Raw genomic sequence first — 14559 nt, forward strand, 5'->3', positions numbered from 1 at the left:
CGACGATCGGTCGGTACGGATCGGGTAATCGCACTCTGGCGAGCCGCACCGATCAATCGCGGAGATACACCTCCTTGATCCGATCGCTCTCGAGCAGTTCGTCCGCCGGCGCCTCCGTCGCGATACGGCCGTTCTCGAGCAGGTACGCCCGGTCCGCGAGCTCGAGCGCCTCGTGGACGTGTTGCTCAGTCAGCAGGATCGTCGTGTCCTCGCTGATTGCCTCGACCTTCTCGAAGACCCGTCTCGCGAGCTGCGGTGCGAGTCCCACCGAGAGCTCGTCGAGGGCCAGGATCTCGGGCTCGGCCATCAGCCCGCGGCCGACCGCGAGCATCTGCTGTTCGCCGCCGCTCAGCGTCCCTGCTGGCTGATCGCTGCGTTCCTCGAGGACGGGAAACAGGTCGTACACCTCCCGGCGATTGTCCTCGAGCCGCGCCCGTCTGGTGTACGCGCCCATCTCGAGGTTCTCACTGACGGTCATCTCGTGGAAGAGATTTCGCTCCTCGGAGACGTGAACGAAGCCGAGGTCGACGATCTCGTGGGGTGTGAGCGTCGATGCGTCGCGGCCGAACAGCTCGATCGTTCCGCTATCGACGGGGAGGAGCCCGGACAGCGTCTTCAGCAGCGTCGTCTTGCCCGCGCCGTTCGGGCCGACGAGCGCGACGACCCGGTCGTCCGTCGTGATCTCGACGGAGACGTCCCAGAGCACCTGAAGTTCGTCGTAGGAGACGTCGATGTCCTCGGCCCGGATCATCGGCTCTCACCGAGGTAGGCTCTGGTCACCTGTTCGTCGTTCTGGATCTCCGTCGGCGTTCCCTCCGCGATGAGCTGGCCGTCGTTTAGGACGAGCACCCGATCGGTCGTCTCCATGATCGCGTCGACGACGTGCTCGATCCAGAAGATCGAGACGCCCAGTTCGTTGCGAATGCGCTCGATCATCTCGGTCAACGTGTCGATCTCGGCGGGGGTGAGCCCGCTCCCGATCTCGTCGAGCATGAGCAGGTCCGGCTCGCAGGCCAGCCCTCGAGCCAGTTCGACGTGTTTGCGTTCGGCCATCGTCAGGCTGCTCGCCTCCACGTGTTCTTTCCCCTCGAGGCCGACGAACGAGATGTACTCCTCGGCGACCCGTCGGGCGTCGTCAGTAGAGTACGACGCGCCGAAGAGCGCCCCCATCTGGACGTTCTCCAGGACGGTCGACTCGTCGAACGTCCGGACGATCTGGAACGTTCTGACGATCCCCCGTCGGCAGATCGCGCTCGGCTTCTCGCCGGTGATCTGCGTGCCGTCGAACGTCACCGTTCCCGAATCCGGCGGGATGACGCCCGTGATGGTGTTGAAAAGCGTCGTCTTGCCTGCGCCGTTGGGGCCGATCAGACCGACGATCTCCTCCGAGTCGAGCGAGAAGGTCACGTCGTCGACCGCGACTAACCCCCCGAAGATCTTGGTCACTCCGGAGATCTCGAGCATGCGATTTTCTTGCATTCGTACTGGTTTATACTTTTGCTGCCCGCGGGAACGGGAACCGCGAGCTACCGAAGCCGGTCGAGGACCGACTCGGGCGCGGAGATGCGCGTCTCGCCGTTCCAGACCTCTCGTGCCTTCGGAACGATCCCCTCCCGGAAGTAGAGGAACAGCAGGATCAACAGCCCGCCGAGGATCGCGGTGCGCCACTGGCCCGCGTCCTGGAGCACTTCGTTGATGTAGATCATCAGCCCTGCACCGACGATCGGCCCGAGCAGCGTCCGCATCCCGCCCAGCACCAACATTACCAGCACCAGCACGTCGACGGACTGGAACGCGAACATCGAGGGAAGGATGTACCCCTCCGATTGCGCGTACAGCGGGCCGACGAACCCGATGATCGCCGCGCCGGTGAACCCCGCGATGGATTTGTATTTCACGACGTCGATGCCGATGGACTCGGCGGCGATCTCGTCCTGCCGGATCGCCTTGAACGCGAAGCCGTACTTCGAGTTCATCATCCGCTTGTAGCCGACCAGGAGGACGGCGACGAACGCCAGCAGGACGTAGTAGAGCGCGATCTGGTCGGTCGCGCCCAGCGCCGTCGCGAGCCCGCTGACGTAGAGTCCCTGGAACGGAATGCCTGTACTCCCACCGGTGATCTCCCGCGCGCCGACGAAGATTTCGCTGAACGCGAGCTGGAGCGCCAGCGTCAGGATCGCGATGACGATCACGGTCATCCCGCGCCGCGCCGAAACGTAGCTGACGAGGAGGCCGATCGAGCCGGCGACCAGTCCCGAGACGGGAACGAGAAGCCATGCCGAAACGCCGAGGCTATCGGCGAGTATCGCCGTCGTGTAGGCGCCGATCCCCGTCAGCGCGCCGACGAAGAGGAACAGTTGATCCGTGTGTCCGAAGACGACGTTCAGGGCGATCGTGAGGGCGGCGAAGATCAGGAACAGGACGAGGAGCCTGGCCTGGTAGGTCATCCCCGCCTCGACGACGAATACCGGGAGGACGGCCAGTATCGCCAGCGTAAGTCCGATCTCCCTGTACTCGCGAGCGATGCGGCCGAGCGTTCCGTCTTCGGTAGCGATTTCGCTCATGCGATCTCCTCCGGACGCAGGATCAACACGGTGACGACGACGGCGAACAGGATCACCATCGAGACGTACGCGCCAACCAAGAAGTTCCCGAAGGTGATGACGAGCCCGAGGAACACGCCAGCGCCGATCGTTCCCTCGATGTTCCGAACGCCGCCGACGATCGAGACGATAATCGCGTATATGGTGAGCTCGAAGCCCGTCGCGACCGAGACCGCCGACTGCATGCTCCAGAGCAGCCCCGCGACGCCGGCGAGGACGACGCTCAGGACGAAGATGAGGCTCCGGATCGCCCGCGGATCGATTCCACACAGGCGCGCACCGGTTTCGTCCTGGAAGACCGTCCGTGCGGCCTTCCCGAGGTATGTCTTTCGCAGGAACACGAACAGTGCGAGCAACAGCGCGCTCGAGACGAGGAGGATGATCGACGTCGACTCCCGGACGCTAACCCCGCCCACCGAGAACGAGAGCCCGGCGTAGGGGAACGAGTAGTTCAGCGGATAGTAGACGTACAGGATTCCGTCGAGGAAGATCGCGAGCCCGAGCGTCGTGAAGATCCCGAGCAGGATGCGTTCCTCGCCAGTCGACCGGTAGACGCTCGAGAGCAGCGTCCGATCGATCGACAGCCCCAGTACGGCCACGAAGCCGAGGCCGGCGACGGCGGCGAGGGCCGCGTTCGGTACGTAGGGGACGACGGCGACGCCGGCCACGACGGCGATGACGGAGAAGACGCCGAGCGAGAGGTTCAACACGTTTCCCAGGCCGAACACCAGGGTGATGCCGGCGCCGAGCAGGGCGAACAGCAACCCCCTTGCGACCCCGTCGATCGCGATCTCTATGAGTCCTGTAATCTCCATTCGATCACTGACAGAGTTTCTCACTCACTATCTTATAGTTATCCCCACAGTGGGACGTTCGAAGGTCCATTTCCCGACGCGACGACGAGTCCTCGCGCGTTTCGGAGCCATCACAGCGAGTCCGACGAAGCGCGCTCGACGAGGACGAGATCCGTCCGGGTCATGACCGTCTCGTCGTCCTGGTTTCGCGTCTCGACGTCGAAGTGGACGAGCCCGTTTTGATCGTTCCACTCGTTCTTCTCGGCGACACTGACGGTGCCGCTGAGTTCGTCTCCCGGCGTGACCGGCGCCGTCCACCGGAGGTCGTCGATTCCGAGCGCGCCCGCGACGGCGACGTTCGCGAACAGTTCGTCGACGACCAACCGCATGCTGATCGACCCGGTGTGCCAGCCGCTGGCGACGAGCGTCCCGAACTGGCTCTCTCGAGCTGCCTCCTCGTCGACGTGCATCCGCTGGGGATCGTACCGTTGCGCGAAGGAGACGATCTCGTCCTTCGAGACGGTTCGCGGCCCGATAACGTGCGTTTCGCCCGACTCGAGGTCCCCGAAGTATCGGTCCGACATCGCTAGCCCGGTCTACTCGAGCCGACATAAGCGTGGCCGCCGGCCGGGCGGAGCCGTCTCTCGTTCCCGGTCCGTTCGAACACGACGACCGTCGTGCTCAGGACTCGTACATTCGATCCGCGATCACCTGTCGATTGATCTCGTTCGTCCCCTCGTAGATCTGCATCCCCTTCGCGACCCGCATGTAACGTTCGACCGGATAGTCCGTCGAGTAGCCCCGCGAGCCGTGGATCTGGACGGCCTCCGTCGCAGCGTCCATCGCGACGTCGGTCGCGTAGGCTTTAGCCATCGCGGCTTCCTGCGTGACCCGCTCGCCCCTGTCTCGCTTGTCGGCCGCCGACAGGGTCAACAGCCGCGCCGCTTCGACCTCGATGGCCATGTCGGCGAGTTTGAAGCCGACGCCCTGAAACTCCCTGATCGGTTTGCCGAACTGTTCCCGCTCGTCGGCGAACGCGCGGCTCGCGTCCAGGGCCGCCTGTGCGACCCCAACCCCCTGCGCGCCGGTTCCGATGCGTCCGACGTCGAGGGCCTCGAGGGCGTACCGGAGACCCTTCCCCTTCTCCCCCACGAGGTTTTCGGCGGGGACGCGGACGTCGTCGAACGTCACCTCGCTCTCGACCGACGCCTCGCCTTCCATACACGGAATGTCTCGGACGAGGTCCACCCCGTCTCGATCCCAGGGATCCGGCACCCCGACGAGACTGAGACTGTCCCCCGTGTTGACGACGAGGATCATGAAGTCCGCGACCGAGCCGTTGGTCATCCACACCTTGTGGCCGTCGATCACCCACTCGTCGCCGTCTCTTTCGGCGCTCGTCTCGATCGACCGTGCATCGCTTCCGGCGCCGGGCTCGGTCATCCCGAGCGCGGTGATCCACTCGCCCGTGCAGGCCTTCCGGAGCCACTCCTCGCGCTGCCACTCCTCGCCGTAGGTGTAGATCGGATAGCCGACGAGCGAGGAGACGACGTTCACCGCTCCGGCGATCAGCTTCCACGTCCGGGCGAGTTCTTCGCTCGCGATCGCGAACGATCGGAAGTCTAGACCGGCCCCGCCGTATTCGGCGTCGTACGGAATACCGACGAGTCCGCGTTCGGCGACCTGACGGACGAGATCCGCCGGGAACTCGCCGCTCGTCTCGTACGCTTCGACGTGCGGCTCGATCTCGGATTCGCAGAACTCCCTGACCTCGTCCCGGTACGCTGCGTGGGCGGCATCCAGCTCGAACTCGCGTATCATGAGTATGAGTTACGTATCGCACACGACGATCATAAGCGTTCGTCCGCTACCCGACCTCGGCGAGAGGGCGGGTTACCGAGCTACGTCCAGCTACAGCGAGTTGACGTCGACGTTCTCTGGATACCAGTGGCAGAGATCCGCCGTGGCGCCGCCGACCTGCGTGTTCACGTCGTCCGTCGTCGTGAGGTAGTTCGTCGACATGGTCGGCACCTGAACCTCGTTGCGGATCTGCTCGCAGTAGTTCCCCAGTACGCCGGTGTCGAATTTGGGGCGATCGTTCGCCGTCGTCTGGCCGGCGACGACCGTCAACAGGTCGCAGCCGCGTTCTTTCAGCCGAGTGCCGGCGGTGAAGGCCTCGCCCATGTCGTACCCGTTCGGCGCCCAGTCGGTGGCTGGCAGTTTTACCGTCACCGGTTTCTCGTCGGGCCAGACTGTGCGAACCGCGTCGAAGACCTCGAGCGGGTATCGGAGACGGTTCTCGAGCGCGCCGCCGTACTCGTCGTCGCGCTCGTTCGTACGGGGCGAAATGAAACTCGAGAGTAAGTATCCGTGCCCGAAATGAAGCTGGAGGAGGTCAAAGCCCGCCTGGTCGGCCAGCTCCGCGGCGTGTGCGAACTGTTCTCGAACGCGTTCCATGTCGTCCGCGTCCATCGCTTTTGGAACCTGACTGCTCGAGGTGTACGGGGTCGCGGACGCTGAGAGCAGTTCCCACGCGTCCTCTTCGGGGAGCGGGCGGTCGAGACCGTACGTCCGCGGTTTCGTCGCGCCCCGCTGCCCGGCGTGAACGAGTTCGATTCCGAGCGTCGTCCCGTCTGCGCGGTCTCGCGTCCGTTCGACGGCGCTCGCCCAGGCATCCCGGTGGTCCGCCTCATACAGGCCGGGCGTTCCGGGCGTGATCCGTCCGATCGGTGAGACGGCGACCGGTTCGGTCATCACAAGCCCGACCCCTTCCAAACCAAGGTCGGTGAGTCGTCGAAGCTGCGGTTCTGATGGCGTTCCGTCGGTTGCGTCGGAACTGGGCGTCGGTGAAAACGCCGCCCGGTTCGGCACCGTCACGTCACGAAGCGACAGCGGCTGGTGCATCGGCGGTGTGGCGACGGTCTGTCCGGCCTCGGTCCCGTTCGAACGCCGTGCGTGCCAGCGGTCGAACTCGTCGACGTACTCCCGGTCACGGATTCCGAGTTCGTCGTACGTGATTCGGCCGCTCCGGGTTAGCATGTTGAACACGAACTGTTGGGGATCGAGGTTCGTGTACCGCTCGACGTTCTCGAAGTACTTTCTGCTGTGTCGGGAGGCCTTCTGGAGCGCCTCGACCGCCGGCCGGCGTTCCTTTTCGTACCATCTGATCGCGGCGTCTTCGTCCTCGGGGTGCTCCTCGAACCCTTCGTAGAGGGCGATCGCGTCCTCCATGGCCATCTTCGTTCCGGACCCGATCGAGAAGTGCGCCGTGTGGGCGGCGTCGCCGAGCAAGACGACGTTCTCGTCGTTGTGGTACCACGTCCGGTTCTCGACGAGCGGGAAATTGCGCCAGCCGTAGAGTTTCGACTCCAGATCGTAGCCGTTCAGGTGATCGGCGAACAGCTCCTCGAAGTACGCGAGGCCCTCGCCCTCGCTCTTTTCGTCGAGTCCGGCGTTTCGCCATGTCTCTTCGGTACACTCGACGATGAACGTGCTCTTGCGCCCCGGATACGCGTGGATTCGCCAGAGGCCGTCCTCGTTTTCGCGGAAGATGAAGGTGAAGACATCGAACGGCTTTTCCGTCCCGAACCAGGCGAACTTCGCGTTTCCGTCGGTGATTCGGGGCTTGAACTCCTCCGAGAACGTTTCGCGGGTGACGCTCTGGGCGCCGTCGGCCCCGATGAGCAGCTCGGACTCCGCCGCGAGCGCTTTCGGATCGTCGATCGCCGTGTCGAAGTGCATCTCGACGCCGACCTCGGCGCATCGTTCGCGGAGAATGTCTTTGAGATCGGCGCGCATCATGCCGGCGAATCGGTGTCCACCACACCTGATGTATTCGCCGTCGTAGTAGACGTCGATCGGATCCCACTTGATGAACTGGTTGGTGATCTGCTGGTGGGTCTTGTAATCCGCCTCCCGGAGCGCACTCAACGTGCTGTCCGAGAAGACGATTCCCCATCCGTACGTGTTGTCAGCGGGATCTCTCTCGTAGACCGTGATGTTCCAGTCCGGGTTCGACTTCTTCAACAGCAGACTCGCGTACAGTCCGCCGGGTCCGCCGCCGATTACGTTAACGTTCATTGTGGTATTTCACAGACCAGATCGGTGATTACTCGCCAGCCCATTCGTTGCCGACGATCTCGGCTAATCGGTCGTACTGCTCCTCGTCCGCCACGGTCGGGAACAACAGGAGTTCGTCACACCCCTCCTCCTCGTACCCGCGAATGAACTGGATGATCTCTTGCGGCGTCGTCAACAGCCCCTCCGCGATGCGTTCCGCGAACGGTCCGGTGAACTCGTAGTAATCGAGGAGGTACTCGCGGCCCCGTTCGGCCTGTTCTTCGCCGCCGAGTGCGAAGTAGCCGTGGCCCCAGAGCGTCGGCTCGCCAGGGCGGCCTTCCTCCGACCACGCCGCTCGAGCCTTCTCCGCGTCTTTCGCGAACGCACGGGGCGGGCCGCCGCCATGGATGTACCCGTCGCCGAACCGACCGACGCGTTTGAACGCCGGATCGCTCGAGCCACCGACGAGAAGTTCTGGCCCGCCGTCTTGGGCCGGATCGGGACCGATCTCGTCTCCCTCCCAGTACGATCGGAGCTCGTCCAGTTGCTTCGTAAACCGCCGACCTCGGGTTCGGTACTCGGAGTCTGCGGCCTCATAGTCGTCCTTTCGCGCGCCGAGTGCGAGCCCGAGCGTCAACCGACCGTCGGAGAGAACGTCGAGCGTCGCCGCTTTCTTCGCCACCATCGCGTTGCTTCGGAGCGGGCCGGCGATGATCGAGGTTGAGAGTCTGATCTCCTCCGTCGCACCGGCACAGACGGCGAGCGTCTGAAATGGATCGAGACTGTCGTACACCAGCCTGTCGAAGACGCCGAGACTGGTGAACGGTCCCGCTTCGGCTTTTCGCGCCCACGACACCGTCAATTCTCTGTCGGCATTCGACAGTGTGTTAGGTAATCCTATACCAACCTGCATAATCTATGGATCTTCCCACCTACATTTAGTGTTTTCCCCGATCTCGGTTCTTCGAGAGCGCACCATCGGACTGCGGATCCATCTCAACGGGCAGCCTTGATCGAGTCGTGCGCCGATCGCTTCGGCGGCCCATACTTTTACGATCGATTGCGGCGTGCCTCGAGTATGGTGAACGCAGATTTCGCCGTTGATGACTATGCGGCATACATCACAGTTCGGCGCGAGGAGAAGTTGAACGCGATCGATACGCCGACGAAGAACGAGATAATCGATCGGCTCCGGGAGTACAAGGACGACGAGGAAGTGCGGGTCGTCGTCTTCCAGAGCGAGGGTGACCGCGCGTTCTGTGCCGGCGGCGACGTCCAGGAGATCCCGGAGACGGACTACTCGCTCAAGCACTTTACCGATAGCTGGGAGGAACTGTTCACGACCATGCGGAACCTGGGGGTACCGACGGTGGCGAAAGTCGACGGCGTCACCCTGGGCGGCGGGTTCGACTGGCTCCTCCACACTGATTTCGTTATCGCCGCGTCGGACGCCGAACTCGGTCAGCCGGAGATCGACCTCGGAATCGTGAACCACTTCTCGCCGCCGATGCTGGTAGAACAGGTCGGGTTCCGGAAGACGATGGAGTTGCTGTTGACCGGCGAGACGATTTCTGGCGCCGAAGCGGCAGAGATCGGTCTCGTGACGCGAAGCGTTCCTCGAAAAGAACTGGACGACGAGGTTGACTCGCTGGTCAGTACGCTCGTCAACAAGAGTCCCCGTATCGCCGCGAAAGTCAAGGAGGGAATCTACACGAGCCTGGAGCTGTCGCCGTCGGCCGCCAGGTCCCACCTCGAGGACGTCTCCCTCGAGAGCGCACGTACGGATCCCGACTACCGCGAGGGGGTCGACGCGCAGTTGGAGGGTCGAGACCCCGACTGGACGGTAGAGTAAGCGGCCGGACCGGGCGTTTCGGCGACCACAACGGGTCGGAATTCGCTCGGTCAGTTACTCGGCATCGATTGCCGCGAAGCCTTCCATCTCGACGAGGGCGTCTTCTTTGAAAAACGCGCTCACCTCGAAGAGCGCCATCGCCGGATACTCGTCGAAGTACGACGAGAAGACCTTGCCCAGCGGCTCGAGGTTGTCCACGTACTCGTCTCGATCCGCGACGAAGACGTTTAGCTTGACGATGTCGTCCATCGTGCCATCGGCCTCTCGAACGACGGTCCGGAGGTTCTCAAGGACCTGTTCGAACTGTGCGACGAGGTCGTCCGGAGCCACGATCGTCTCGTCGGCGTTGGCGCCGTCCTGGCCGGCGAGAAACAGGATATCGTCGTCCGAAGTGAGGATTCCGTGGTTGAAACCGCGAGCCGGTGCGAGTCCCGTGGGGTTGATGATCTCTTTCGACATAATGTGCGGACACATCTATTTTCTCACAGATCCTCAATAAGCGTACCGTTCCAGGAGGTCGGCGTGACTCACTCCGCAGTCCACCCGCCATCGACGACCAGACACTCGCCGGTGACGTATGTCGCCATATCGCTCGCCAGGAAGAGCGCCGCGTCGGCGACCTCTTCGGGTGAGGCGAACCGATCGGCTGGAATGTCGGCGAGAATCGAACTGTGGAGTTCCTCGTTCGCTTCGATCGGCGCGGTCAGGTCAGTCGAGACGTACCCCGGGGCGATCGCGTTTACTCGAACCTCGGGCGCCCAGTCGAGTGCCACGCTCTTCGTGAGTCCGATCAGCCCGTGTTTCGACGCGACGTAAGAGTGCTGACGAGGTGTTCCAACGACTCCGGAAATACTGGCGACGTTGATCACGCTTCCGCCGTCGTTGTCCAGAAGATACTCGCCTGCCTCGTGGGTGCAGGCGAACGCGCCACGGAGGTTCACGTTGACCACATCGTCGAACGCGTCGGGCTCGAGGTCTTCCGGCCGCCCCATCGAGGAGGTCGGATTGATACCGGCGTTGTTGACGACGACGTCGACGGAACCGAGATCCTCGTCCGTTTGCTCGAACAGCCGCCGTACGGCCGACCGATCGGTCACGTCGGTCGTTACGGTGATCGAGTCGCTTCCTCGCTCCCGAACGGCGTCGACGGCATCGCGAACGTCCTCCTCAGTTCGGGACGTCGGCACGACGTCGGCGCCGGCGCGCGCGAGCGTCTTCGTGATCGCCAGTCCGATACCGCTCGTTCCGCCCGTGACGACGGCAGTACTGCCGGAGAGATCGATCTCTACTGTCACGAGTCTACACTATCCGCACACAGGTATAAAGATTCGATCACGCGACGCCGTACTCGAGACGGAGTTCGAGTTCGTTCGCCGCCCCGGAGACGAGGTTCGGGAGTTCACTGTGGAAGTAGTCGTCCCGCAGGCGGTTTTCCGGGCCGACGACGGCGATGGCGCCCTTCAGTTCGCCGTCGCAGACGACCGGCGCGGCGACGCTCCGGATGCCCTGAATGGCTTCGCCGACGTCGAACGCGACGTCACGATCCCGGACCTCCTCGAGTTCCTCGAGCAGCGCGTCGTACTCCGTGATCGTGTGTGCCGTCTTTCGGGGCAGCCCTTGCTGATCGATGATCTCTTCGATCCTGGATTCCGACATCTGTGAGAGGAGCGCTTTCCCCGGTGCGTGGTAGTGAAATCGCGTGTGGCGTCCGATGCGTCCAGCCGTCTGGACCGCACGTTCTCCCATCGCCTTCTCGAGTCCGATGGTGTAGCCCCGCTCCTCGACCATCAGCCAGACGGCTTCGTCCGTATCCGCCGCCAGCTGATCGAGAATGGGCGGCGAAATCCGCGCGATACGCAGGTTTCGCTTCGCGTGCACCCCGTGATCGAGAAATTTCAGACTCAATCGATACACCCCATCCTCCTCGACGAGGTATCCGGACTTGACCAGCGTATCGACGTAATTGTGGGTCGTACTCTTCGCGAGATCGAGGTGGTTCGAGAGCTCCGTGTGCGTCGGCTCGTCCAGTTTCTGTACCGCTTCGATAATCGTGAACAACTTGGACGCGGTCTTTACTTTGTAGCTCATATGTGATTTGTGGTCTAATCACATAGACGGCGGTACGAAAGTTAAAGATTTGGTAGCTCCTCCGTACGTGAGTGGGCAGCCGTTGATCAGCGTCTCAGCCGCCGTAAAGCTGATTTCACTAGTTTCGTCCGATTGATCAGATATACTGAACAGAGTTGGACCGACTACGATTTAGCAACGCCCCCACTTCAGCGATTTCAGTCGATTGGCCCCACCGGCGGTCCCGCAGAACTCGGCCGATCGGAAACCGATCGTCCCATGCGAACCCCGTCTGGAAGATACGAAATTTTGCCGGCGAAGAGCCGATGCCGGTTACGGTCTCGCCAACCAGTTCAGCATGTCTGAACAGCTATGTGCTTGCTGCCCCTTAGATCGTTCCACGCACTTTCGTGACAGTAGCATGTGTGTAAAGGGACGATCGAACGTCGGATCTCGTCTCCCCGGGACGTACAGACGACGGCTATCGGTGCTGAGGTCGCGTTACGCCGTTTGCAGAGTCACTCACTGATATCACTAACGAACATATTCTCATTCGTCGAAAATTTTATTACAAATGTATGGGTGTAAAGATCGGTCCGGTCTCCTGTACTGATCACAGCCACTCGGACGAGTTCGACAGGAGGCGCAAAATTCGATGGCGGAAGCGCTGTCAGGGACCGACGCCGCTGAGCAATTAACCCCGGGTGTCGTTCTTACCGGGTAACTGACGGACCTACTCGGTACGACGTTGCCAATCGCCAGTAACGTCCCGGTGACTGCAAAACCGTCCATAATAATCGGACGAATTTCGAACGCGGGGTCGTGTTTAGTTAAGGCTGAAGGATGAGGCGGAGTGATTTTCAGCTGGTCTATGGCAGAAATCACCCGCTTCAGTGGTCATAGTGACTGGATCAAATTAGACTTTGTGGCGAGAGCGGACACCGCGTCGCTTGATGGAACTGGGTATTCGACTCCATCTGGCTTGATTATCGCTTTCGAATACAGTTTCTAGTATTGATAAGTTTGGTGTCCAGCGATCACGGAAAGCTGTCCACAACTGGGTGCAGAAGGCCGATCTACAGCCGGCCAACAGTGCAAGTCCGGATCACGTTGCGCTCGACGAGACGGTGATCCGAATCAACGGCCAGCAGTTCTGGCTGTATGCTGCTGTCGATCCCGAAACCAACAGATTCCTGCATCTGAGGCTCTTTACGACTACTACGAAAGCATTGACTTAACGGTTTCTGCGAAAACTTCGTGAGAAACACGACGTCGCTGACGCCGTGTTTCTCGTCGATCATGCCCAGCATCTAGCGACTGCACTGCAGCGAGCAGGGTTCTGATTTCAGCCTGTTCGACATGGAAATCGGAACGCTGTCGAACGTGTCTTTAGAGAAATAAAACGACGTACCTCGTCATTTAGCAATATCTTTAGCTATGTCGATTCAGCGACTGCCGAAACATGGTTGCAAGCCTTCGCCGTCTGGTGGAACTCGCTAAACTAAACGCGATGGTGAACGGACGGCGAACACCCTGACGGGTGTCGCCGTCCGGCTTCACGCGGCCGGTTGTTCACTTCGAGAGATACAAGCGATTCTTTGCTTGATCGGCGCCAGATGCTCTCATCAAACGATCTGGAAATGAGTACATCGGCTATCTAACAGAATTTCAGACCCACCGACGTCTACGAGAGCGGAGCCCTCGTGCGGCCCATCAGAACGCTCCGCGTTCTGAGGACGGCGAAGCCGTCGCGGGTCGCCAATGATGAGACTGCTGTCAAGATTAACGGTGACTGGTCTTGGGTGAATGCCGCAATCGATCTCGACTCGCGATTGGTTCTCGATGTCGCAGTCTTCGGACGGAGAGGAACTGATCCAGCCGCTGCATTCGTTCACGGACTGGCCGAGAAACACAATCTCTCCGAGGCGGTGTTTCTCGTTGATGGCTACGGCTATCTGACTGCTCTCTCTCGATTCGGATTGAGCGGTCAGCTCGACTCCGTCGACTGAAGCCTAATCGAAAAGTGGTTTCACACCCTCAAAATGCGTGTCGACGGCTTCCATAACTCATGGGTGGCAGTCGGGCCAGCGTCAGGGAGTGGCTTGAACAGTTCGTACACTACTATAACACGCAGCGACCGCACCAGTCACTCAACGGACAGACGCCAGCGGAGATGCTAAACTAGACAGTGCCCTATCGACAATCCCGTTCATACACCGTATTGGAACTGTCGTACAGACGCTATCCACTCGTATAATTGGTGCTTCGTTTCTCATCGCTGGCGCTCGTTTTCTTTTACAGGACGCGTTCGCTCGTGTCTTCCGATGCAGGCTGACACATGATGCTGAAGACGGCCAGTTGGATGGAGAGCAGGAACGGTATCGTCGGACCGAACAAACGACCGACACGCTGATCAGCGCTGTGGGTATCGATTTAGACCTCGACCTCGAGGAGGCGGACGAGATCCCAAGCCAAGCGGCCGACGGCGACGGTATTCGTCTTATCGGCGACCGTCCAGCCGTCATCCTCGTCGTAGTACGCGAAGCCTTCACGTTCGAGCGAGACGGTGACCGTCGTCGATTCGACCGACTCGAGCGAAACGCGGTCGAAGCCGACGAGTTCGCGCTCCGCCGCGTCGACCGGCGCAGCCGATTTGCCGGTGTAGACCTGGACGACCTCGGTGCCCGTCCGCTCGCCGACGTTGCTGAGTTCGATGGTCACGTCGGCGCCGTCGTCGGTCTCGGGACGGTGCCGTCGTCGTATTCGCTCGTCGCGTACGACAGCCCGTGGCCGAACGGGAACAGCGGCTCGAGGTCGTGCTCGTCGAAGTAGCGGTAGCCGACGAAGACGCCCTCGTCGTATCGTGCGACATCGTCGGTGGCCGGGAACGCCGCCTCGTCGGCCGTCGGATAATCGGCGGGCGACCGTCCGAACGTCACCAGGAGGCGCCCACCGGGGTCGGCGTCGCCGAACAGGACGTCTGCTAGTGCCTCGCCGTCGGTCTGGCCGGGATACCACGTCTCGAGCGTATCGACGGTACTGAAATTACTTATATCCTCGCCTACAGCGCCGCCGAGTACGATCTCGAGTGAACGTCGCATCGGTTCGTGAGACAATTCGACGCATTGCGCCGCTCGGAACTGGTCTTCGGTAACTGTACATTGGTTCCCGCCCTACTTTACAC

Annotated in this window: 14 protein-coding genes and 2 pseudogenes; 3 read left to right on the plus strand and 13 right to left on the minus strand. The window is 61.6% G+C overall.

Annotated elements, in window-relative coordinates; all coding sequences use genetic code 11:
- Positions 1–52 precede the first annotated feature (52 nt).
- From NED97_RS21630 to NED97_RS21665, 8 genes are all read right to left on the minus strand, one after another.
- Entirely contained in the window at positions 53–751 is a 699-nt protein-coding gene (locus NED97_RS21630; RefSeq protein ID WP_252491111.1) for an ABC transporter ATP-binding protein, read from the minus strand.
- Positions 748–1464, minus strand: a complete 717-nt coding sequence (locus NED97_RS21635; protein WP_252491112.1) for an ABC transporter ATP-binding protein — start codon at positions 1462–1464, stop codon at positions 748–750. Before NED97_RS21635 ends, NED97_RS21630 begins: the two co-directional genes overlap by 4 nt.
- Positions 1465–1526: 62 nt before the next feature.
- Complete coding sequence (locus tag NED97_RS21640) at positions 1527–2564, minus strand: branched-chain amino acid ABC transporter permease (protein WP_252491113.1); 1038 nt, start codon at positions 2562–2564, stop codon at positions 1527–1529.
- Complete coding sequence (locus NED97_RS21645; RefSeq protein ID WP_252491114.1) at positions 2561–3418, minus strand: branched-chain amino acid ABC transporter permease; 858 nt, start codon at positions 3416–3418, stop codon at positions 2561–2563. The genes NED97_RS21640 and NED97_RS21645 overlap by 4 nt, the downstream gene beginning before the upstream one ends.
- A 110-nt stretch (positions 3419–3528) precedes the next feature.
- Entirely contained in the window at positions 3529–3981 is a 453-nt protein-coding gene (locus NED97_RS21650; RefSeq protein ID WP_252491115.1) for a MaoC/PaaZ C-terminal domain-containing protein, read from the minus strand.
- Between the two features lie 97 nt (positions 3982–4078).
- Complete coding sequence (locus tag NED97_RS21655; protein ID WP_252491116.1) at positions 4079–5218, minus strand: acyl-CoA dehydrogenase family protein; 1140 nt, start codon at positions 5216–5218, stop codon at positions 4079–4081.
- 90 nt (positions 5219–5308) lie between these two features.
- The gene (locus NED97_RS21660; RefSeq protein WP_252491117.1) at positions 5309–7477 is read right to left on the minus strand and encodes an oxidoreductase; all 2169 of its coding nucleotides are present in this window, start codon (positions 7475–7477) and stop codon (positions 5309–5311) included.
- Between the two features lie 28 nt (positions 7478–7505).
- Positions 7506–8369, minus strand: coding sequence for an LLM class flavin-dependent oxidoreductase (locus NED97_RS21665; protein WP_252491118.1), 864 nt, complete (start codon positions 8367–8369; stop codon positions 7506–7508).
- Positions 8370–8534: 165 nt separating this feature from the next.
- Here NED97_RS21665 and NED97_RS21670 point away from each other — a divergent pair, with 165 nt between their 5' ends.
- On the plus strand, positions 8535–9308 hold the full coding sequence (locus tag NED97_RS21670) for an enoyl-CoA hydratase/isomerase family protein (RefSeq protein ID WP_252491119.1): 774 nt from the start codon (positions 8535–8537) through the stop codon (positions 9306–9308).
- A gap of 54 nt (positions 9309–9362) precedes the next feature.
- Here the strand turns inward: NED97_RS21670 and NED97_RS21675 are convergent, their stop codons facing one another.
- The 3 genes from NED97_RS21675 to NED97_RS21685 form a co-directional block, all read right to left on the minus strand.
- Positions 9363–9767 carry a RidA family protein gene (locus NED97_RS21675; protein WP_252491120.1) on the minus strand — a complete coding sequence of 135 codons (405 nt, stop codon included), beginning with the start codon at positions 9765–9767 and terminating at the stop codon, positions 9363–9365.
- 68 nt (positions 9768–9835) lie between these two features.
- On the minus strand, positions 9836–10603 hold the full coding sequence (locus NED97_RS21680) for an SDR family NAD(P)-dependent oxidoreductase (protein ID WP_252491121.1): 768 nt from the start codon (positions 10601–10603) through the stop codon (positions 9836–9838).
- Between the two features lie 37 nt (positions 10604–10640).
- Positions 10641–11396 (minus strand): IclR family transcriptional regulator, encoded by a 756-nt coding sequence (locus NED97_RS21685; protein WP_252491122.1) that lies wholly within the window; start codon positions 11394–11396, stop codon positions 10641–10643.
- An 850-nt stretch (positions 11397–12246) separates the two neighbouring features.
- Between NED97_RS21685 and NED97_RS21690 the strand changes: the two are divergent.
- Positions 12247–12880, plus strand: a pseudogene (locus NED97_RS21690) (IS6 family transposase).
- Positions 12881–12890: 10 nt separating this feature from the next.
- Positions 12891–13560, plus strand: a pseudogene (locus NED97_RS21695) (IS6 family transposase); the annotation flags it as partial.
- Between the two features lie 248 nt (positions 13561–13808).
- Here NED97_RS21695 and NED97_RS21700 read toward each other — a convergent pair.
- On the minus strand, positions 13809–14096 hold the full coding sequence (locus tag NED97_RS21700; RefSeq protein ID WP_252491123.1) for a fibronectin type III-like domain-contianing protein: 288 nt from the start codon (positions 14094–14096) through the stop codon (positions 13809–13811).
- On the minus strand, positions 14093–14476 hold the full coding sequence (locus NED97_RS21705; RefSeq protein ID WP_252491124.1) for a glycoside hydrolase family 3 C-terminal domain-containing protein: 384 nt from the start codon (positions 14474–14476) through the stop codon (positions 14093–14095). Before NED97_RS21705 ends, NED97_RS21700 begins: the two co-directional genes overlap by 4 nt.
- Positions 14477–14559: the final 83 nt, after the last annotated feature.

The sequence above is a fragment of the Natronococcus sp. CG52 genome (assembly GCF_023913515.1).
Taxonomy (GTDB): domain Archaea; phylum Halobacteriota; class Halobacteria; order Halobacteriales; family Natrialbaceae; genus Natronococcus; species Natronococcus zhouii.

What these genes read in the sequence shown, in the direction of transcription:
- NED97_RS21630 (WP_252491111.1), bottom strand. Translation starts at nt 751, where the DNA reads ATGATCCGGGCCGAGGACATCGACGTCTCCTACGACGAACTTCAGGTG.
- NED97_RS21635 (WP_252491112.1), bottom strand. Translation starts at nt 1,464, where the DNA reads ATGCTCGAGATCTCCGGAGTGACCAAGATCTTCGGGGGGTTAGTCGCG.
- NED97_RS21640 (WP_252491113.1), bottom strand. Translation starts at nt 2,564, where the DNA reads ATGAGCGAAATCGCTACCGAAGACGGAACGCTCGGCCGCATCGCTCGC.
- NED97_RS21645 (WP_252491114.1), bottom strand. Translation starts at nt 3,418, where the DNA reads ATGGAGATTACAGGACTCATAGAGATCGCGATCGACGGGGTCGCAAGG.
- NED97_RS21650 (WP_252491115.1), bottom strand. Translation starts at nt 3,981, where the DNA reads ATGTCGGACCGATACTTCGGGGACCTCGAGTCGGGCGAAACGCACGTT.
- NED97_RS21655 (WP_252491116.1), bottom strand. Translation starts at nt 5,218, where the DNA reads ATGATACGCGAGTTCGAGCTGGATGCCGCCCACGCAGCGTACCGGGAC.
- NED97_RS21660 (WP_252491117.1), bottom strand. Translation starts at nt 7,477, where the DNA reads ATGAACGTTAACGTAATCGGCGGCGGACCCGGCGGACTGTACGCGAGT.
- NED97_RS21665 (WP_252491118.1), bottom strand. Translation starts at nt 8,369, where the DNA reads ATGCAGGTTGGTATAGGATTACCTAACACACTGTCGAATGCCGACAGA.
- NED97_RS21670 (WP_252491119.1), top strand. Translation starts at nt 8,535, where the DNA reads ATGGTGAACGCAGATTTCGCCGTTGATGACTATGCGGCATACATCACA.
- NED97_RS21675 (WP_252491120.1), bottom strand. Translation starts at nt 9,767, where the DNA reads ATGTCGAAAGAGATCATCAACCCCACGGGACTCGCACCGGCTCGCGGT.
- NED97_RS21685 (WP_252491122.1), bottom strand. Translation starts at nt 11,396, where the DNA reads ATGAGCTACAAAGTAAAGACCGCGTCCAAGTTGTTCACGATTATCGAA.
- NED97_RS21705 (WP_252491124.1), bottom strand. Translation starts at nt 14,476, where the DNA reads ATGCGACGTTCACTCGAGATCGTACTCGGCGGCGCTGTAGGCGAGGAT.